17 protein-coding genes, 1 tRNA gene and 1 riboswitch are annotated in these 19,027 nt (G+C 53.8%); of the genes, 8 read left to right on the forward strand and 10 right to left on the reverse strand.

Going from position 1 to position 19,027, the window contains the following annotated elements; genetic code table 11:
- Positions 1–297 precede the first annotated feature (297 nt).
- Positions 298–1,674, reverse strand: a complete 1,377-nt coding sequence (gene lysC, locus NXT09_RS21660; RefSeq protein WP_039545857.1) for a lysine-sensitive aspartokinase 3 — start codon at positions 1,672–1,674, stop codon at positions 298–300.
- 115 nt (positions 1,675–1,789) lie between these two features.
- Positions 1,790–1,983: riboswitch (Lysine riboswitch) on the reverse strand.
- Between the two features lie 201 nt (positions 1,984–2,184).
- On the opposite strand from lysC, the gene pgi reads away from it, so the two are divergent.
- Both pgi and NXT09_RS21670 read left to right on the forward strand, forming a co-directional pair.
- Positions 2,185–3,834 (forward strand): glucose-6-phosphate isomerase, encoded by a 1,650-nt coding sequence (gene pgi, locus NXT09_RS21665; RefSeq protein WP_268581134.1) that lies wholly within the window; start codon positions 2,185–2,187, stop codon positions 3,832–3,834.
- A 43-nt stretch (positions 3,835–3,877) separates the two neighbouring features.
- On the forward strand, positions 3,878–4,222 hold the full coding sequence (locus NXT09_RS21670; protein WP_119881870.1) for a DUF4156 domain-containing protein: 345 nt from the start codon (positions 3,878–3,880) through the stop codon (positions 4,220–4,222).
- A gap of 60 nt (positions 4,223–4,282) precedes the next feature.
- On the opposite strand, the gene epmB is transcribed toward NXT09_RS21670, so the two are convergent.
- Complete coding sequence (gene epmB, locus NXT09_RS21675) at positions 4,283–5,335, reverse strand: EF-P beta-lysylation protein EpmB (RefSeq protein ID WP_205554996.1); 1,053 nt, start codon at positions 5,333–5,335, stop codon at positions 4,283–4,285.
- Positions 5,336–5,376: 41 nt separating this feature from the next.
- On the opposite strand from epmB, the gene efp reads away from it, so the two are divergent.
- The 3 genes from efp to NXT09_RS21690 all read left to right on the forward strand — a co-directional run bounded on the left by efp (position 5,377) and on the right by NXT09_RS21690 (position 6,850).
- Positions 5,377–5,943, forward strand: a complete 567-nt coding sequence (efp, locus tag NXT09_RS21680) for an elongation factor P (protein WP_010295533.1) — start codon at positions 5,377–5,379, stop codon at positions 5,941–5,943.
- A gap of 182 nt (positions 5,944–6,125) precedes the next feature.
- The gene (locus NXT09_RS21685) at positions 6,126–6,257 is read left to right on the forward strand and encodes an entericidin A/B family lipoprotein (RefSeq protein WP_005972977.1); all 132 of its coding nucleotides are present in this window, start codon (positions 6,126–6,128) and stop codon (positions 6,255–6,257) included.
- A gap of 239 nt (positions 6,258–6,496) precedes the next feature.
- Entirely contained in the window at positions 6,497–6,850 is a 354-nt protein-coding gene (locus tag NXT09_RS21690) for a DMT family protein (RefSeq protein ID WP_005972979.1), read from the forward strand.
- Between the two features lie 39 nt (positions 6,851–6,889).
- Here NXT09_RS21690 and NXT09_RS21695 read toward each other — a convergent pair whose 3' ends face one another.
- The 5 genes from NXT09_RS21695 to frdA all read right to left on the reverse strand — a co-directional run bounded on the left by NXT09_RS21695 (position 6,890) and on the right by frdA (position 10,904).
- Positions 6,890–7,474, reverse strand: coding sequence for a lipocalin family protein (locus tag NXT09_RS21695; protein WP_268581135.1), 585 nt, complete (start codon positions 7,472–7,474; stop codon positions 6,890–6,892).
- Between the two features lie 123 nt (positions 7,475–7,597).
- Positions 7,598–7,954, reverse strand: a complete 357-nt coding sequence (gene frdD, locus NXT09_RS21700) for a fumarate reductase subunit FrdD (RefSeq protein WP_005972985.1) — start codon at positions 7,952–7,954, stop codon at positions 7,598–7,600.
- A gap of 14 nt (positions 7,955–7,968) precedes the next feature.
- A complete protein-coding gene (gene frdC / locus NXT09_RS21705; RefSeq protein WP_109411734.1) occupies positions 7,969–8,364 on the reverse strand; it encodes a fumarate reductase subunit FrdC in 396 nt (131 codons plus the stop codon).
- 13 nt (positions 8,365–8,377) lie between these two features.
- Complete coding sequence (locus NXT09_RS21710; protein WP_205554995.1) at positions 8,378–9,115, reverse strand: succinate dehydrogenase/fumarate reductase iron-sulfur subunit; 738 nt, start codon at positions 9,113–9,115, stop codon at positions 8,378–8,380.
- Positions 9,108–10,904, reverse strand: coding sequence for a fumarate reductase (quinol) flavoprotein subunit (gene frdA / locus NXT09_RS21715; RefSeq protein WP_268581136.1), 1,797 nt, complete (start codon positions 10,902–10,904; stop codon positions 9,108–9,110). Before frdA ends, NXT09_RS21710 begins: the two co-directional genes overlap by 8 nt.
- A 474-nt stretch (positions 10,905–11,378) precedes the next feature.
- Here frdA and epmA point away from each other — a divergent pair, with 474 nt between their 5' ends.
- Entirely contained in the window at positions 11,379–12,356 is a 978-nt protein-coding gene (gene epmA, locus NXT09_RS21720; RefSeq protein WP_268581137.1) for an elongation factor P--(R)-beta-lysine ligase, read from the forward strand.
- Positions 12,357–12,407: 51 nt separating this feature from the next.
- Here the strand turns inward: epmA and mscM are convergent, their stop codons facing one another.
- The 3 genes from mscM to rsgA all read right to left on the reverse strand — a co-directional run bounded on the left by mscM (position 12,408) and on the right by rsgA (position 18,008).
- Complete coding sequence (gene mscM / locus NXT09_RS21725) at positions 12,408–15,731, reverse strand: miniconductance mechanosensitive channel MscM (protein WP_268581138.1); 3,324 nt, start codon at positions 15,729–15,731, stop codon at positions 12,408–12,410.
- A gap of 55 nt (positions 15,732–15,786) precedes the next feature.
- Entirely contained in the window at positions 15,787–16,815 is a 1,029-nt protein-coding gene (gene asd / locus NXT09_RS21730; RefSeq protein ID WP_268581139.1) for an archaetidylserine decarboxylase, read from the reverse strand.
- Positions 16,816–16,958: 143 nt separating this feature from the next.
- Positions 16,959–18,008 (reverse strand): small ribosomal subunit biogenesis GTPase RsgA, encoded by a 1,050-nt coding sequence (rsgA, locus tag NXT09_RS21735; protein WP_205554991.1) that lies wholly within the window; start codon positions 18,006–18,008, stop codon positions 16,959–16,961.
- 183 nt (positions 18,009–18,191) lie between these two features.
- Here rsgA and orn point away from each other — a divergent pair, with 183 nt between their 5' ends.
- Both orn and NXT09_RS21745 read left to right on the forward strand, forming a co-directional pair.
- Positions 18,192–18,734, forward strand: a complete 543-nt coding sequence (gene orn, locus NXT09_RS21740; RefSeq protein ID WP_205554990.1) for an oligoribonuclease — start codon at positions 18,192–18,194, stop codon at positions 18,732–18,734.
- A 216-nt stretch (positions 18,735–18,950) separates the two neighbouring features.
- Positions 18,951–19,026 (forward strand) — tRNA-Gly (locus tag NXT09_RS21745).
- Position 19,027: the final 1 nt, after the last annotated feature.

Here is a 19,027-nt window from a genome sequence, read left to right on the forward strand (position 1 = left end):
GGCTTTTCGGCGGGAATTATGCCGCTTGTGCGGTTCCATCGGTGTTCCTGACCGCTAGTCGAGCCGCCAGTGACGCGTTTACTCGCCCCATAAATGGGCCTCGCCCTTCGGGCCAGCACAAGTGCTGTTCAAAACGTCGTTGACGTTTTGTCCGACGCGGCACTGGCTTTCGCGACGTCCTGTCGCTCACTCGGCGGTCAAGCCCACCGCTGCATAATTTTTGACGCCGGATAACGTCAAAACCTGCGGTGTCTCTGTATTTGTGACTAAGAGACAAACCAAATACAGAGAGCGAACTTACTCGAACAGGCTGCGGTGCAGTGTCTGTACCACACGCTCGGCGTCATCACCCGGTACCAGGAAGCACAGGTTGTTGCTGCTGGCGCCGTAGCAGATCAGGCGAATACGGAACGGTTCCAGTACGCCAAACACTTCTTTCCCGACGCCGCAGGCCTGAGACAGATTGTTGCCGATCAGCGCGACCAGCGACAGATTCTCTTCAACCTCAACCCGACACAGCGATGACAGCTCGGTCAGCAAGGCGCTGGAGAGCAGGCTGTCGCCCGTTGAGGTGGAGCCGGTTGTGTCGAGCGTCAGCGCAACGTTGACTTCTGACGTCGTGATCAGGTCAACGGAGATGTTGTGACGCGCCAGAATGCTGAACACTTCGGCCAGAAAACCGCGTGCGTGCAGCATGTTCAGGCTATACAGCTTAAGCAGGGTTTGTTTGCGACGCAGCGCCAGCGCGCGGAACAGCGGCGGGTTTTCGGTTTTATTGCACACCAGCGTACCGCCAGCGGCCGGATCTTTGCTTGAGCCGACGAACACAGGAATATCGCTACGTACCGCAGGCAGCAGCGTGGCCGGGTGCAGGACTTTTGCGCCGAATGTCGCCATTTCGGCGGCTTCTTCAAACATGATTTGGTCGATGCGTTTTGCAGTCGGCACCACGCGTGGATCGGTGGTGTAGATGCCGGGAACGTCGGTCCAGATATCAATCCGGCTGACGTTGAGCGCTTCGCCCAGCAGCGCCGCCGTATAATCGCTACCGCCGCGACCCAGCGTGGTCGTGCGGCCTTTCGCTTCGCTGCCGATAAAGCCCTGAGTGATCACCAGACCTTGCTCAAGACGCGGCTGCAGCTGGCTGCGAGTCAGCTCACCCAGCACGTCACAGTCCGGCTGAGCGCGGCCAAAGTGATCGTCGGTACGCATGATCTTGCGTACATCAAACCATTCTGCAACGACATCACGCTGACGCAGGATCTCGACAAACAGCAGGGTAGACATCAGTTCGCCGTGGCTGACCAGTTCATCGGTCAGGGCGTTTGACGTCGCGAGCGCCGCCGCTTCAGACAGGGTGGTGACGCTGTCCAGCATGCGATCAATCTCATCGCGAATAACGCTTTGATTGGTCAGTTTGTCGATGATGGCGTATTGGATTTGGCGAATTTTCGCCAGATGCTCGGCGCGCGTTTCCGGCGTTTGGCCTTCCGCGAGTGCGACCAGTAAATTCGTAATACCCGCTGATGCTGACAGCACCACAACGCGCACATTCGGGTTGGATAACACCACATCGGCACTGCGATTCATGGCGTCAAAGTCCGCCACGCTGGTGCCGCCAAATTTGGCAATAACGGTAGAGTTCGCGTTTGCGGAGACTTCAGTTGCAGACATGTCAAAAAACCTCGTGTCAGGGGGTAGGCTGTTTTCAGTAAACAGCATTCCATTAATCAGCCTTGGCACAGGGGGAGAGCAAAAGTAGGGGGCAGGCGTAGAAAATAACTACGATACACCCAGAAGCGCTCCACCTTGCTGGACGTCCATCAGGACAAATCCGGTGACAACCCAGAGGATTCAGCCTCTGTAGTCGATAGGGTGAAAGCCGTATTTTCACCGCATCTCGGCGTCGCTCCCCCTCGGATATCATCAGCGGATTACGGTTCCTCCGATATCTTACCTGGGCGACGCGCCTCTTCTGGCTTGCACACCGAGTGTGCAAGTACGGTGTTACAAATAACGGGTTATGCGGTTTCTGTCAATAAACAATCTGTCAGCAAACTACAAGCTGTCAGTAAACGACAGGGCATAAACCGCTTTTAGCAAGAAAAGGGATCTCAATCTGGATTTTAAGGGATACAATCGATTCAGTCACTTTGAACTCATGCTTAGAGAGAAAGTCGCATTATGAAAAATATCAATCCAAGCCAAACTGCCGCCTGGCAGGCATTACAAACCCATTTTGACGCGATGAAAGACGTGCAAATCAGCGAGCTGTTTGCACAAGATAGCGATCGTTTCGCGCATTTTTCCGCGACGTTCGACGATCAGATGCTGGTGGATTACTCCAAAAACCGCATCACGGCAGAAACAATGGAAAAACTGCACGCGCTGGCACGGGAAACCGACCTGTCTGCGGCGATTCAGTCCATGTTTGCCGGCGAGAAAATCAACCGCACGGAAGACCGCGCTGTTCTGCACGTTGCCCTGCGTAACCGCAGCAATACGCCGATTTTGGTGGATGGCAAAGATGTGATGCCGGAAGTCAACGCGGTGCTGGCGAAGATGAAAGATTTCAGCGAACGCGTGATTGGCGGTGAGTGGAAAGGCTATACCGGCAAAACCATTACCGACGTGGTGAACATCGGTATCGGCGGCTCCGATCTTGGCCCGTTCATGGTAACGGAAGCGCTGAAGCCTTATAAAAACCATCTCAACATGCACTTTGTCTCTAACGTTGACGGCACGCACATCGCTGAAACGTTGAAGCCGCTGAACCCAGAGACCACGCTGTTCCTCGTCGCGTCGAAAACCTTCACCACGCAGGAAACCATGACCAACGCGCACAGCGCTCGCGACTGGTTCCTGAAAACGGCGCAGGATGATAAGCACGTTGCCAAGCACTTTGCCGCGCTGTCCACCAACGCGAAAGCCGTCGGCGAATTTGGTATCGATACCGACAACATGTTCGAATTCTGGGACTGGGTTGGCGGACGTTACTCTCTGTGGTCGGCGATTGGGCTGTCGATCATTCTCTCTCTGGGCTTTGATAACTTTGAAAAACTGCTCAGCGGCGCGCACGCGATGGACAAGCACTTTGCTGCCACGCCAGCGGAGAAAAACCTGCCTGTGCTGCTGGCGCTGATCGGTATTTGGTACAACAATTTCTTCGGTGCTGAAACTGAAGCGATTCTTCCGTATGACCAATACATGCACCGTTTTGCCGCCTATTTCCAACAGGGAAATATGGAATCCAACGGGAAATCTGCCGATCGCAACGGCAATCCAGTGGATTACCAGACCGGGCCGATTATCTGGGGTGAACCGGGCACGAATGGCCAGCATGCGTTCTACCAGTTGGTCCATCAGGGCACTAAGCTGGTTCCGTGTGATTTCATTGCACCGGCGATTAGCCATAACCCACTGAGCGATCACCACAGCAAGCTGCTGTCGAACTTCTTTGCACAGACGGAAGCGCTGGCATTCGGTAAGAGCCGTGAGGTGGTGGAAGCAGAATTTGCCGCGGCAGGAAAAAGTCCAAAAGAAGTGGAACACGTCGCGCCGTTTAAAGTATTCGAAGGCAATCGCCCGACCAACTCTATCCTGCTGCGCGAAATCACCCCGTATAGCCTGGGAGCGTTGATTGCGCTGTATGAGCACAAAATCTTCACTCAGGGCGCGATCCTGAATATCTTCACATTCGATCAGTGGGGCGTGGAGTTAGGGAAACAACTGGCGAACCGTATTCTGCCAGAACTGGAAAATGACAGTCAGATCGACAGCCATGACAGTTCTACTAACGGACTGATCAACCGCTTCAAGGCGTGGCGTAACTAATCGGGCCTGTGCCCTTTGGTTTTTCAATCGCAAGGAGGAAGACATGCAGGTTCGTATTTTGTTGGGGCTATCAGCAGCCGTTTTGCTGGCGGGGTGCAGCAGCACCAGTCAACTTAGCGCTGCTGGACAAGCCGTGGCGTTCACGGATACCAAACCAGGAAGCGAATGTCAGCTGTTAGGGCAAGCCAGTGGTAGCCAGTCTAACTGGCTGGCGGGAAACCATAGTGACGGCAGTTCTATGCGCAGTGCGGCAAACGATCTGCGTAATAAAGCGGCGGCGATGGGAGGCAATACCATCTATGGCGCAACCAGTTCGAGCGAAACCTTCTGGTCAAGCTTTGCGCCGCTAGACAGCAAGATGAACGGCAGCGTCTACAAATGTCCTTAAGCTAAAGAAAAACCCGGTGAGAGTGACATGTTGCTCTCACCGCTTTTCCTAACGTATTACTCAACCGACTATCCCAGCGTCATCCTGATGCTGCTTCATCCCTAAATCCAGCGGCGTTTTGCTGGCTTCCCCACCGATTTCCCGTGCCAGACGCGGCACCAGATAGCCGGATACCTTCTTCAGCAGCGCTTTGACTAAGATGCGCGCCTCGTTGTCATCGACCAGAAAATGCGCGGCACCCTGAACCTTATCCAGTACGTGCAGGTAATAAGGCAGAATCCCTGCGTCAAAGAGCGCATTACTGAGCCGGGCGAGTGTCTCTGCATTGTCATTCACCCCGCGCAGCAGCACGCTTTGGTTGAGCAGCGTCACGCCTGCACGGCGCAAACGCGCCATACTTTGTGTTAAATCAGGATCAATTTCCTGCGGGTGGTTAATATGCGTCACCAGCAACACCTGAAGCGAACTGCGCGACAGGCGATCGCACAGCGCGTCGGTAATACGTGCAGGGATAACCACCGGCAAGCGGCTGTGAATGCGCAGACGTTTCAGATGTGGGATGTGTTCCAGTTCGGTGATCAGCCAGTCCAGCTCGTGGTCTTTAGCCATCAGCGGGTCGCCACCGGAAAAAATAATTTCATCCAGTTCTGGGTGCTGGCGGATATAATCCAGCGCCTGACGCCAGTTTGCCTTGTTGCCCTGATTATCCTGATAGGGGAAATGGCGGCGGAAGCAGTAGCGGCAGTTTACCGCACAGCCGCCTTTAACCAGCAGCAGAGCACGGTTGTGATATTTGTGTAGTAGCCCCGGCACGACGCTGTGTTGCTCATCAAGCGGGTCATGAGTGAAGCCTGGGGTGGCGATAAACTCTTCACGCGCGGTCAATACCTGTAGCAGCAACGGATCGTCAGGATTGCCTTTTTGCATCCGTGCAGCGAATGCGCGCGGCACCCGCAGCGCAAAAAGCTTGCGTGCATCACTGCCTTGCCGGAGTTTAGCGTGATCGCTCAGTGCCAAAAGTTGCAGTAATTCATCAGGATCGGTAATTACGTCTGCAAGTTGCTGCAACCAATCTTCTCTGGAAGGTATATTTAGGGTTACAATGTGTGCCATTTTTTGGCTTCGTACCAGTATTAAAATTGTAGAGGGCCTTTATGGCGACTTATTCTAGCAACGATTTCCGTTCCGGTCTTAAAATCATATTCGAAGGCGAACCGTATGCCGTCGAATCCAGTGAGTTTGTTAAGCCGGGTAAAGGCCAGGCTTTTGCTCGCGTAAAAATGCGTCGCCTGTTGACGGGCTCTCGCGTTGAAAAAACCTTCAAGTCTACCGATTCTGCAGAAGGCGCAGACGTCGTTGATACCAACATGAACTACCTGTACAACGACGGTGAGTTCTACCACTTCATGCACCCTGAGACGTTTGAACAGCATCAGGTTGAAGAAAAGACCGTTGGTGATGCTGCAAAATGGCTGCAAGACAACGCCGAATGTATCGTTACCCTGTGGGATGGTCGTCCTATCGCTGTTCAGCCACCGAATTTCATCGAAGCTGAAATCACCGATACCGATCCAGGCCTGAAAGGCGACACTGCCGGTACTGGCGGTAAGCCAGCAACGCTGAGCACTGGCGCAGTCGTTAAAGTGCCATTGTTCGTGCAGATCGGCGAAGTTGTCAAAGTTGACACCCGTTCTGGCGAATACGTATCACGCGTTAAGTAATTAATGCGAAAAAGGCCGCCTTCTGTGAGGGCGGCCTTTTTGATCCCGCTGTCTGACTGAAATCACCTTTTTGCTTTTCTCCTCATCCGAAAAAACCTCCACAAGAATTAAAATTGGCTACGCTTAAAAAGCAGTCACTTTCGTACCGTTAAAATCCTACTCTCATAAAGAAGGAATCGAGTATGTTGAAGAAAGCTTTTGTTGCCATTTTCTCTCTGGTTATTCTCTCTGCGGTGGTTGGGTGCAATACCACCCGCGGCGTTGGGCAAGATGTTGAAGCGGGTGGGAAGGCTATTCAGCGCAGCGCCCAATAGCCCATACCCGTCATACTTCACGCTGCATGTGCGTTGGCTTTCCTCGCTCACCCCAGTCACTTACTGATGTAAGCTCCTGGGGATTCGCTGCGTTGCCGCCTGCATGCAACTCGAATTATTTAGGGTATGTTTTAGGAAATAAGTCGTAATAACTTTTCCGAGTGGAAGAAAATGCCGATTATGGTGTTTTCTTCCCCGCGGCGAGATAATGTGAAAGTGGATCACTCGGAGAAGTAATAATGTCGCCTCTTTTCATTACTGTCGGCATGCTGACGTTGAGTAATATATTTATGACGTTCGCCTGGTATGGGCATCTACGCTATTTCAGTGGCCGAACCTGGATAATTGCTGCATTGATCAGTTGGGGTATCGCATTATTTGAATACCTTCTACAGGTGCCGGCAAATCGGATTGGTTATCAGGTCGCCTCTGCCGGTCAATTGAAAATATTGCAGGAAGTGATCAGCCTTTCCGTATTTATCCCTTTCTCCATGTTCATTTTAAAAGAGCCGTTCCGTACCGACTATATTTGGGCGGGGCTATGCCTGCTGGGCGCGGTTTTCTTTATGTTCCGCGATAAGATTATGGGATAACCCATCGGTTATCCCATTGTTGCACCCAATATGCTCAGGTTACTGATTGACCCAGATAAGTGCTTCAGTCGGGAAGCCGTAGCGTTTGGCTGTGGCGACCAATTTGTCGCGTGTCGCGGCATCCAACGTTGGCGTGCGTGAGAGAATCCACAGGTAGTCGCGGTTTGGCCCGCAAATCAGGGCGTAGCGATAGTCGTCGTCCAGTTCAATAATATTGTAACCGCCATAGAACGGCCCGAAGAACGACACTTTTAGCGCGCCCCGTTGAGGCGAACCCGTGAAATACGCTTTCCCGATGCTCTCTTTCCATTCCTGTTTTTCGACGTTAAAGCCGCGATTGATCACCTTGATTCCGCCGTCATCCCGCGGGCTGTAGGTTGCCGTCACGCGTTCCATATTGCGTTCAAAACGGTGGTCGAGGCGGGCGATCTCATACCATGTGCCGAGGTAACGGTTGACGTCGAAATTTTCCACGACGGTAACGTTATCGGGCGGCGTTACGCTACAGGAGACGGAAAAGAGCGTTATCAGCGCGGCAACGCACGCTTTCCCACATCGTCTGATTTTGAAGAGAAGGCTTTTGAATAACGTGGTGTTAAGGCGAGTAGCATTAAAGGGCATCATATTGACATCTCATCGTTTTCATCTTTGTTCCAGTGTAGACGATGAGCGTGGTCAGGCGGGGAAATAATACGGCCTGCGACGATCTCGTGCAGGCCGTTAGGTACACATTTACAGATGTTACCTCTACAGCGTAACGACACCGATAACGGTAACCACAGTCAGGATTGCCGCCAGACCGTAGAACACCCATTTCCCAGCAGGGACGTGGATTTTCAGGTCATGCATCGCGTGGTGGATACGGTGCAGGCCACACCAGAGCGGCAGTACAATCATCAGCAGTAAAAAGACACGGCCGATAAAGCTCTGGCTGAACGCGGCGATGCGCTCATAGGTTAACGCGTCTGGGAACAAGCCCAGAGGCAGCATCACTCCGACCAGCAGAATGATCACCGGAGCGAAGAACGCGCTCCACATCCCACCAGCGCCGAACAGGCCCCAGAAAGGCGGTTCGTCAGAACGTTTTGGCGTTGGGTTAATCACATTATTTCTCCTGTTCAGAATAGTAAGGCGATCGCCAGAACGGCAACGGTTACCACCACGGTGACAGCCCATAGCCCTTTAATGATCGGCTCTGGCCCCATTTTTTCATCTTTAACAACGATGATGCTGGCCTTCGGTGCCAGTTCAAACCAGGTTTTGGTATGCAGCGCAGCAGCCAGCAGAGCAACGATATTGATCAGCAACACCAGCGGGTTTTGCAGGAAGCTGACGAAGCCTGCCCAGCCTTCTGGCCCATTTTTCAGCGCGAAAACGCCAAACATCAGTACGATGCTGAACCAGACGGCAGGGACGGCAGTCCCTTCACGCAACATATAAAAGCGGTAGAACCCCAGCTTTTTCCACCAGGTCGGCGACATACCGCGAACATACGCTTTACGTTTAGATGTCATCATTGTCCCTCCCTTATTGTGGTTTCAGCATGGCGATCATGAAGTCTTTCGCGCTTTCGACTTTGCCTTGCTGGATGGCAGCGGCAGGGTCGACGTGCTTCGGACACACTTCTGAGCAGTAGCCCACAAACGTACAGGTCCAGACGCCGTTATTGCCGTTCAACTGCGCCATACGCTCTTTCTTGCCGTGATCGCGGTTGTCCAGGTTATAACGGTGCGCCAGCGTAATTGCTGCCGGGCCGATGAACTCAGGGTTCAGGCCGAACTGCGGACATGCCGCATAGCACAGGCCACAGTTAATACAGCCGGAGAACTGGTGATATTTCGCCATTTGCGCCGGAGTCTGCTTGTTCGGGCCGTCAGCAGGTTTACGAGCGTTGCCGATGATATATGGCTTGATGGCTTCCAGACTCTCGATAAAGTGGGTCATATCGACCACTAAATCGCGCTCGATGGGGAAGTTGCCCAGCGCTTCAACTTTCAGACCGTTCGTGTATTCACGCAGAAAGGTTTTACAGGCCAGTTTAGGGACGTTATTCACCATCATGCCGCAGGAGCCACAGATTGCCATGCGGCAGGACCAGCGGTAGGAGAGATCCGGTGCCAGGTTATCTTTGATATAACCCAGCGCATCCAGCAGGGACGTCTGCGTGTTGTACGGGACATCGAACGTTTCAAAATACGGTTCATTGTCCCGTTCAGGGTTATAGCGCATGACTTCCATTTTCAGGGTTTTGATCGTCTCAGCCATTCGCCTGCTCCTTCTTGCTGCCTTCCTGCGCATCACCTTCTGCACCGTATACGCGTTTGGCCGGTGGAAGTTTGGTAATCTTCACATCGCTATACTCCAGACGAGGTGCGCCTTCTGGGTTATAGAACGCCAGCGTATGCTTCAGGAAGTTAACGTCATCACGCTCGGTGCAACCGTCATCCAGACGCTGGTGGGCGCCGCGAGACTCTTTACGGTTGATCGCCGAGTGCGCCATACATTCCGCAACATCCAGGCTATGGCCCAGCTCAACGGTGTACAGCAGGTCGGTGTTGAACACGCTGGAGCGGTCGGTGATTTTCACGCGTTTGAAGCGTTCTTTCAGCTCTGCCATCTTATCGACGGTTTTCTGCATCAGATCGGTGGTGCGGTAAATACCGCAGCCTTCTTCCATCGACATGCCCATTTCGTCGCGGATTTTCGCCCAGCTTTCGGTGCCTTCCTGATTCATCAGGTCATGCAGGCGTTGTTCGATGTCGTGCGTTTGTGCGTCCAGCGCCGTGCCGTTGGCCGGTGCCGCCGCCTGTGCGCGCTGTACGGCGTGCTCACCCGCTACGCGCCCGAAGACCACCAGTTCGGCCAGCGAGTTGGAACCAAGACGGTTCGCGCCGTGCAGACCAACCGAGGAACATTCGCCAACGGCGAACAGACCCTTGATGCGGGTTTCGCAGTTCTGATCGGTTTCAATGCCGCCCATCGTGTAGTGCGCGGTAGGACGAATAGGGATCGGCTCTTTCACCGGATCGACGCCGACATAGGCTTTTGCCAGTTCGCAGATGAACGGCAGACGTTCCAGAAGCTTCTTCTCGCCGAGGTGGCGCAGATCGAGATAAACCACGTCGCCCAACGGGGTTGAGACGGTGCGGCCTGCGCGCCATTCGTGCCAGAACGCCTGCGAGACTTTATCGCGTGGCCCCAGCTCCATGTATTTGTTCTTCGGCTGGCCGAGCGGTGTTTCCGGACCCATGCCGTAGTCTTGCAGGTAACGGTAGCCGTCTTTGTTGACCATGATGCCGCCTTCGCCGCGGCAGCCCTCGGTCATCAGGATACCGGAACCGGGCAAGCCGGTTGGGTGATACTGAACGAATTCCATGTCACGCAGCGGGACGCCGTGGCGGAACGCCATGCCCATTCCGTCACCGGTGACGATGCCGCCGTTGGTGTTGTAACGGTACACGCGGCCTGCGCCGCCTGTCGCCAGCACCACGGCGTTAGCGCGGATCTGAATCAGCGAACCTTCCATCATATTGATGGCAACAAGGCCGCGCGCTTCGCCGTCATCGACCAGAACATCGAGGACAAAGTGCTCGTCGAAACGTTGTATTTGCGGATATTTAAGGGAAGTTTGGAACAGGGTATGCAGCATGTGGAAGCCGGTTTTATCGGCGGCAAACCAGGTGCGTTCGATCTTCATCCCGCCAAAGCGGCGAACGTTGACAGAACCATCCGGTTTACGGCTCCAGGGGCAGCCCCACTGTTCCAGTTGAATCATCTCTTCTGGGCAGTGTTTGACGAAGTGCTCAACAACGTCTTGTTCACACAGCCAGTCGCCACCGGACACGGTGTCGTTGAAGTGATAATCGAAGCTATCGTGTTCCTGAGTCACTGCTGCTGACCCACCTTCTGCCGCCACGGTATGGCTACGCATTGGGTAGACTTTTGAGATCAGCGCAATTTTCAGTTGAGGGTTGGCTTCTGCGGCAGCAATTGCCGCTCGTAGGCCAGCTCCTCCGGCCCCGATAATGGCCAAATCGGCATTAAAGGTTTGCAATGCATTCCTCCAGTTACTTAAGTTAATTAAGTTAAAATAAAAAAATAATATCTATTCGTTTCTGTCTTTATATCTGAGCTTAATATCAAACCCGCTGAAAATTATGTGATAGATGTATAAAGAATAGATAAACCTATAATTTTTGTGTGGGAATGATTATACCGAATTATGGGTAGATGAAATTTGATGTGATCCTGCATTTTGTGGTTTTTTCAGCAGGCTGCGTATTTATTGATAAAAACGTGATCGAAAGGCTTATTTAGGGGGAAATGATGCTTTTATTTCTTTAATAACCCTTTTTAGGTGGATATAAGGAAATGATCCACTGGATATAATTTACGGCGACTATCCTGACCGCCCCCCCTTGGAGGATAGAGCATGCATGGCTGAAAAGCGCGTCTGGCCTTTTTTCCGCTGGAAATTTGGGCTGATGCGGGTAGACTGCACCCCCTGTTTGACTTTGGAGTAAGAACCATGAGCGAGACGACAAGTTGGCAACCTAGTGCTTCTGTCGCTAATTTGTTGAAACGAGCGTCGATCATTGCTGCTGTCCGACGTTTCTTCACCGATCGTGGTGTACTGGAGGTCGAAACGCCCGCGATGAGTCAGGCTACGGTAACGGATGTTTTCTTATACCCGTTCCAGACCCGCTTCGTTGGTCCCGGTGCTGCGGATGGTATGACGCTGTATTTGATGACGAGCCCGGAATACCACATGAAGCGTCTGCTGGCTGCCGGTAGCGGACCGATCTTTCAGCTATGTCGTAGTTTCCGCAATGAAGAGTCAGGCCGACACCACAACCCAGAATTCACGATGCTGGAATGGTATCGCCCTCACTATGATATGTACCGCCTGATGAATGAGGTCGATGACCTGTTGCAGCAGGTACTGGATTGTGAAAGCGCGGAAATGCTCTCCTATCAGCAGGCGTTTTTACGCTATCTGGAGATCGACCCTCTGTCTGTTGATAAAGCGCAGCTGCGCGAAGCAGCAGAAAAACTCGGGCTTGGCGATATCGCCTGCCGTGAAGACGATCGCGATTCGCTGGTGCAGATGCTGTTCACCTTTGGCGTTGAGCCGCATATCGGGCACGACAAACCGGCGTTTGTCTATCATTTCCCAGCAACACAGGCCTCGCTGGCCGAGATCAGTTCGGAAGACCATCGCGTCGCCGAGCGTTTTGAAGTCTATTTCAAGGGGATCGAGCTGGCGAACGGCTTCCGTGAATTGACCGATGCCGATGAGCAACGTCAGCGTTTTGAGCAGGATAATCGCAAGCGTGCCGCGCGGGATTTGCCACAGCAGCCGATTGATGAAAACCTGCTGGCGGCGCTGAAACACGGTCTGCCGGAGTGTGCCGGTGTGGCGTTAGGTGTGGATCGTTTGATCATGCTGGCGCTGAATGCCGAGAGACTGAGTGATGTGATCGCGTTCTACGTCGATCGCGCGTAATCCGTTTGAAGCAGGGCGGGGCCACATCTGGCCGCCGCCCGTTTTCCCTTCTTATAAGCTGCCCGGCGTCCGCTGCCGTGGCGTCAGCGTTTTTCCACTGCGCGACAGATTGTCCATTTTCACCTGGAACGGTGGGAAAGGAAGCTCCAGATTGTGTTTGCGGTAGTTTTCCAGAATCAGCTGATGCAGTTCGTGGCGTAGCGGCATACGGTGACCCATTTCGGCGGCGAACACGCGCAGCTCGAAAATCTGAATCCCCTGTTGCAGATCAACGAGGAAGGCTTCGGGCTCTGGCGTATCCAGAATCAGCGAACAGCGCTTCACTGCATCCATCAGCAGTTCCGTGACTTCCTGACTGTTCGCGTTCGCCGGAGCAGGCACCGTCATCACCACACGCGTGACGGAATCCGACAGCGACCAGTTAATAAACTGCTCGGTGATAAATGCCTTGTTCGGCACGATGATCTCTTTGCGATCCCAGTCGGAAATGGTGGTGGCGCGGGTGTTAATTCGCATGACGCTACCCGTAAGATCGCGGATCGTGACCGTATCGCCGATGCGGATCGGTTTCTCAAACAGGATGATCAGGCCGGAGATAAAGTTGGCGAAGATCTCCTGCAAACCGAACCCGAGTCCCACACCCAGTGCGGCAACCAGCCATTGCAGTTTCGACCATTCGATCCCGATCAGTGAAAAGCCCATCAGACAGCCGATCAGCATCAGAATATATTTGCTGATGGTGGTAATGGCGTAGCCGCTGCCCGGCGACAGATCCAGATGCTGTAGGATTGCCAGTTCTAGCAGGGCGGGCAGGTTACGTACCAGCTGTGCGGTAATAATGAAGATCAGAATGGCGATCAGTACCGATCCCAGCGTGATCGCCTGTACGCTCTCCACGCCTTTGACCGTGCTGGAGACATCCCACAGGCTGATATTTTCCAGAAATGCGAAGGCAGAATGAATTTCCGACCACAGCGCGATAACGGAAACCAGTGCGATCAGCGTCAGGATGGAGCGTACCAACTGCAGGGATTTGGCGCTGATGGCATCTAGATCGACGACGGGTTCTTCCACCGCTTCCGAACTGCTTTCATGGGACGACGCAGACGGCGTGTCTTCTTCACCTTTGGCACGCTGCGCCAGAATTTCCGAACGTCGCTGTTTGGCGCGGTCGAAGGCGATGCGGCGGCGCTGAATCAGCATCCAACGGCGAATAATGTGGTAAACCACCAGCAGGAAGAACCAGATAGAGACGGAGGTTTCCAGACGGGCTAACAGCGCCTGTGCGGTCGCCAGATAGCCGATGCAGGAGGCCAGCGCGGCAACGAGCGGCATGGCGATTAGGATGTTCCACATCGCACGGTTAACGGAGTTTTCCCCCGAGCCTTCTTTATCCAGATACAGCGGGATCCCTGCGCGTTTTAATCCGGTCGTGACCAAACTCAGCGCCATACAGAGCAGGATGAAGCAGAGCCGTCCCAGCGTGCTGGAAAACTCGCGATCGTTGAGTTTATCGAACGTAATCAGCGCCATAATCAGCGGCACGATAAAGGCGATGGAAAGACGATAGTAGCGCATCGCTCTGGCTACGCGCTCCGGCGACCAGCGGAAGTGGACAATGAACAACCCCTGCGGATGCGAGAATGAAGCACTGATCATCACCAGCCACATCAACGGCACGGTGGCGGTCACGCTGTCGCCGATCGCGACGGCAATCGGGTAAGGCCAGGCGTTTTGTAGCCCGTATCCCAGCGCGGCCCAGAGCACCGGCAGCGGCAGAGCGGTAAGGATGGACCAGAACACGGTACGCAGCGTCAGCATAAAGTGGTCGAGAGTGACCTTGCCGACGCGGCTGCTGGCACGTTCCATAAACGCATGATAGTGACGACGCGAGCTGATACTAAAGCCAACCAACAGCAGTGCGCCCAGCAGCGGCAGCACGGTTTCCTGACTGGTCACCATCATCACCAGCGCGCTACCCAGCTGCGTCAGCGTGTCTAATGACAGTAGGCGCGTCAGATCCTGTACCAGTTTGAGCGGATAGGCGAACGTCAGGGGATCGACATCCGCCACCCAGAACAGGTCGCGATGGGCTGCTTCCCGGGTTTCGGTTAGCGCATCCGCCAACTGGTTATTGGCGACTTTGAGTTTGGTCAGTTCGAGTATCTGTGAATCACAGCCAGAGATCAGTGACGTCAGCAGGTCGCGCTGGGTTCGCATCTGATCGGTCAGAATACGCTGCTGTGCGCTGGTCAGCGGATCGCCGTTATCCTGTTTGGCATTATCAAGATCTTGCGGCTTGTTGATCAGGTCTTCAAAGTGCAGCCGCTGTACGCGTAGCTGCGCCATGTCGCTATCCAACAACTGAGGCTTGGGCATTTCCGGCAGTCGGGCGATCTGTGCCCGTAAGGTTTCACCTAATATCGGTGAAACGCCGAGCCACTGTGCCTGCTCGCGGATGGTGCTCAGCGCCTGACGAACCTGAATGGTGTGCGTGGCAGCCTGACGCTGCTGAGAAGCAATGAGGTCCATCCGCTGCGCTTGTTGGTTCAGCGCGACGGAGAGCTCGCGGTTAACCTGTAGCTGCTTGCTGATGACGCTGGGTAAATCGCCACTTTGTTCCGCGAGCAGCTCTGTGCGTTCTAACGCCTGCTCGGCTTCGCGCTGGCGCATATTGTTGAGTCTGCTGCGTAAATCCTGTTGCAGTAGATCCAGCCTGTCGTGGCGCTTTTTATACAGTTCGACACGTAGCCGGGATAGCTCCTGACGATTGCTGGCTGACAGCTGTGCCAGCTCCAGCTCGTCCACCCGGCTTTTGCGCAGGGCAGATTCGGCCTGAAGTGCGACGAGCTGCGCTTGTCCCAGTGGGGTAGCAGGCGTACCGAGAGACTGAATACGGCGTTCCGCATCGCTTTGCATGCGGCTGGCTTCAGTTTGCTGCTGCGGAAGCTGGCTTAGTGAATCGCTGATTTCACGCAGCCGATCCTGTTCCTGTTGGAGCTGGCGCGCCTGTTCCAGCAGTTGGCTGCTGGTTTGCAGTAATTGCTGTTCGAGATCGTTGCTGGAGAGACTGTCTGAAATAGACGACGGTTTGCCGTCTTCGGCATTAAGCTGGCGACGTAGCTCCTGAACCAGCTTGGGGAAATCATCAATCACGCGCTGATACTGTGTGGCGCGCTCCAGTGACTCTTTGCGATCCTGCAGGGTGTTCAGTGCAGCCTGATATTCTTCAATGATTTTCGCCTGATCGGCGGCACCTTTGTTGGCTTCCGCCTGCTGTAACTGCTGGCGTAACTGCGCCTCATTGGGCGCAGTGGCAGCCAACGTGGCAGTTGATAATAAACATCCCAAAAGAAAAGTCAGAATCAGACGCACGTTAGCTACCTTATTACAAACAACACTCTTACAAGCGACTAAAGTCGGCCGTTATTTACGGCGCGTCGGGTTTGTGGCCCGTCTGGCCGGATGCCTCAACCGCAGGGTTTTGTCCCTCAGCCTGAGCGGGCTCAGATGCTACCGTGGCAGAGGACAGTGTGGCGTCGTTGGCTTCCAGTTCGGTTCCTTCTGGGAATACAACAGGCGTTGGCTCATCCTGACGGACTTCGGCAAACGGTTCGCCCATACGCGTCACGCTCATGGTATTCAGGTGAGCAGCAAACTGGAGATTATTGCCTGCGGCAAACAGGTTAATTACGGTTGAACCCAGCTTGAAGCGGCCCATTTCCTCGCCTTTTGCCAGTACGACTGCACCTTCTTCACCCGCCTGCGGGTAAGTCCAGCGCTTGATGATGCCTTCACGCGGTGGCGTTACCACGCCTGACCACACGGTTTCGATGCTACCGACAATAGTCGCACCGACCAGAATCTGTGCCAATGGGCCGAATTCAGTATCAAACAGGCAAATGACACGTTCGTTACGTGCAAACAGATTCGGCACGTTATCGGCGGTCAGCAGATTGACGGAGAACAGGTCACCCGGTACATAAATCATCTCGCGCAGCACGCCGTCACACGGCATGTGGAGGCGGTGATAATCACGCGGCGAAAGATAAATGGTGGCAAACAGACCGTCGCGGAACAGGTCGGCCATCATATAGTTGCCAGCCAGCAGCGCTTCCAGCGTGTAGTCGTGGTTCTTCGCCTGAATCAGTTTGCCGTCGGTAATGGGGCCAAACTGCGACAGCACGCCGTCAGCAGGCTGCACCAGACGATGCGCATGAGGATCGACAGGGCGAATGCCAGGGCGCAGAGGGCGAACGAAAAATTCGTTAAACGTGCGGTAGGAGGCGGTATCCGGCTGCTGCGCTTCCTGCATGTTGACGTTGTATTGGCGGACAAACAGATCGATCACCAGCTTGGTGAGTTTTCCTGCTCGCTTATTTGCTCCCCAGCCCGCTAAGCGGGTCAGCCAGATCTTGGGAAGCCAATACTGTAATTTGATTTTGATATTATCCAGCACTGTGAGCCTCTTGGATTAATAGTGCGCCATAAAATAAGCTGTCTGGGGAACACGCCTGACGTTGCCAGCGGTAGCCCAGAAAGAGAGTTAGCGGATTCGTTAACTCTCAAAGGGGCGCATTGTAACGATGGTCATGATAAATGTCAGTTATCTGTATCCGAAAAGCCTTTACGCGTTTTTACTTGCGCCATGCTTTCCAGAATCCGGTGATAGTTATCAAAACGCTCTGTGGCAATCTCTCCACGTGCAAGTGCGGCATTGATCGCGCAGCCTGGATCGTTTTCATGTTTACAGTCGCGGAACTTACATGAGCCGATATATTTACGTAACTCAATGAAACCACTTGTCACCTGTTCAGGCTCCAGATGCCACAGACCAAATTCGCGCACGCCCGGTGAGTCGATTACGTCGCCGCCGTGCGGGAAGTGGTAAAGCCGGGAGGCGGTGGTGGTGTGTTGCCCCAACCCTGAGTTATCAGACACCTCATTCACCAGAATCCGTTCTTCGTCCAGTGCGAGCAGCGCGTTAAGCAGGCTGGATTTCCCGACACCTGACTGTCCGGCGAAAATACTGATACGGTCGGTGAGGGCTTGCTCCAGTTCAGGGATACCCTGTTGGGTATGGCTGGAAACCATCAGCACGCGATAGTCGAGGGCGCGGTAGATATCCATTTGTTTATCAACAAACTGGCGGGATTCGTCATCCAGCAGGTCAATTTTGTTCAGCACGATCAGCGGGTCGATCTCCAGCGTTTCGCAGGCGACCAGATAGCGATCGATAATGTTCAGCGATAGCTCAGGCAAAATCGCCGAAACGATCACGATCTGATCGATATTGGCAGCGATCGGTTTAATGCCATCGTAATAGTCAGGGCGAGTCAGGACGGAATGGCGGGGGTGAACGGCTTCCACGATCCCGCTGATACCAGCGAGTGATTCATGGCCGGGGCGCCAGACGACGCGGTCGCCCGTGACCAGCGATGAAATGGTCCGACGAATGTTGCAGCGGTGCACCACACCATCGGCGGCTTCCACATCGGCGTGCATACCGAATCGGCTGATAATAATGCCTTCCTGCGCATCGCCCAGTTGGCTATCTTCCCATTCGACTTTGCTTTCCGTTTTTTTCAGGCGACGCTGGTGGTTGGCGCTAACCCGACGCTGCTGACCTTTCGACAGTTTCTTTTTGCTCACTGAGCCTCACTTAAGACGATGTATCGTTCACGACAGCGGGTTGTCGCTCGCCGCGTTTGAACGGACTATAATACACCCTATTTGATTTTAATTAACTGATACCACCTTGTCGGTATCAGCATTGAGATTGTTACTGGTATCCTTGTATCGACGACAGGGCACAATGCAACAGGAATTCCCACGATGGTAGATGAAAATAACCTGATCTGGATCGATCTCGAGATGACGGGTCTGAACCCAGATCACGATCGCATCATTGAGATCGCAACGCTGGTGACGGATGCAAACTTGAACGTGTTGGCTGAAGGGCCGGTCATGGCGGTGCACCAGTCAGATAGCCAATTGGCGCTGATGGATGACTGGAATGTGCGTACACACGGTGCCAGCGGCCTGACGGATCGCGTCAAAGCCAGCACGATTGATGAACGCGCTGCCGAGTTGGAAACGCTGGCGTTTCTACAAAAATGGGTACCGGCGGGTAAATCGCCGATCTGTGGCAACAGCATCGGTCAGGATCGCCGCTTCCTGTTCCGCTATATGCCAGAGCTGGAAGCCTACTTCCACTATCGCTATCTGGATGTCAGCACGCTCAAAGAGCTGGCGCGACGCTGGAAGCCAGAAATCCTGACGGGCTTTAAGAAGCAAGGCACGCATCAGGCGATGGATGACATTCGCGAATCACTGGCGGAATTGGCCTATTACCGTGAGAACTTTCTGCGACTGTAGTCGGTGAAGCAAAACGGGTAGGGAGTGATGTGCAGCGAACTGCTGCTATTTACGTCACAACGCCTGTTTTGTCAGCGTATTGTTTTTTTTATCAGCAGTCAGACAATTTTTCATTTTGGGGGGCTTGCGGTTAAACGGATTTCTCGTATAATGCGCACCCCATACCGATGAAGAATTTCAATTAAAGAACTTCAACATCGTGTAAAGATTTCCCGGGCGGGAATAGCTCAGTTGGTAGAGCACGACCTTGCCAAGGTCGGGGTCGCGAGTTCGAGTCTCGTTTCCCGCTCCAA

The organism is Pectobacterium jejuense, assembly GCF_026800125.1.
In the GTDB taxonomy this organism is placed as follows: domain Bacteria; phylum Pseudomonadota; class Gammaproteobacteria; order Enterobacterales; family Enterobacteriaceae; genus Pectobacterium; species Pectobacterium jejuense.

Bases quoted from the DNA above. Each gene is read 5' to 3' on its own strand.
- lysC (WP_039545857.1), bottom strand. From the start codon at position 1,674: ATGTCTGCAACTGAAGTCTCCGCAAACGCGAACTCTACCGTTATTGCC.
- pgi (WP_268581134.1), top strand. From the start codon at position 2,185: ATGAAAAATATCAATCCAAGCCAAACTGCCGCCTGGCAGGCATTACAA.
- NXT09_RS21670 (WP_119881870.1), top strand. From the start codon at position 3,878: ATGCAGGTTCGTATTTTGTTGGGGCTATCAGCAGCCGTTTTGCTGGCG.
- epmB (WP_205554996.1), bottom strand. From the start codon at position 5,335: ATGGCACACATTGTAACCCTAAATATACCTTCCAGAGAAGATTGGTTG.
- efp (WP_010295533.1), top strand. From the start codon at position 5,377: ATGGCGACTTATTCTAGCAACGATTTCCGTTCCGGTCTTAAAATCATA.
- NXT09_RS21685 (WP_005972977.1), top strand. From the start codon at position 6,126: ATGTTGAAGAAAGCTTTTGTTGCCATTTTCTCTCTGGTTATTCTCTCT.
- NXT09_RS21690 (WP_005972979.1), top strand. From the start codon at position 6,497: ATGTCGCCTCTTTTCATTACTGTCGGCATGCTGACGTTGAGTAATATA.
- NXT09_RS21695 (WP_268581135.1), bottom strand. From the start codon at position 7,474: ATGATGCCCTTTAATGCTACTCGCCTTAACACCACGTTATTCAAAAGC.
- frdC (WP_109411734.1), bottom strand. From the start codon at position 8,364: ATGACATCTAAACGTAAAGCGTATGTTCGCGGTATGTCGCCGACCTGG.
- NXT09_RS21710 (WP_205554995.1), bottom strand. From the start codon at position 9,115: ATGGCTGAGACGATCAAAACCCTGAAAATGGAAGTCATGCGCTATAAC.
- epmA (WP_268581137.1), top strand. From the start codon at position 11,379: ATGAGCGAGACGACAAGTTGGCAACCTAGTGCTTCTGTCGCTAATTTG.
- orn (WP_205554990.1), top strand. From the start codon at position 18,192: ATGGTAGATGAAAATAACCTGATCTGGATCGATCTCGAGATGACGGGT.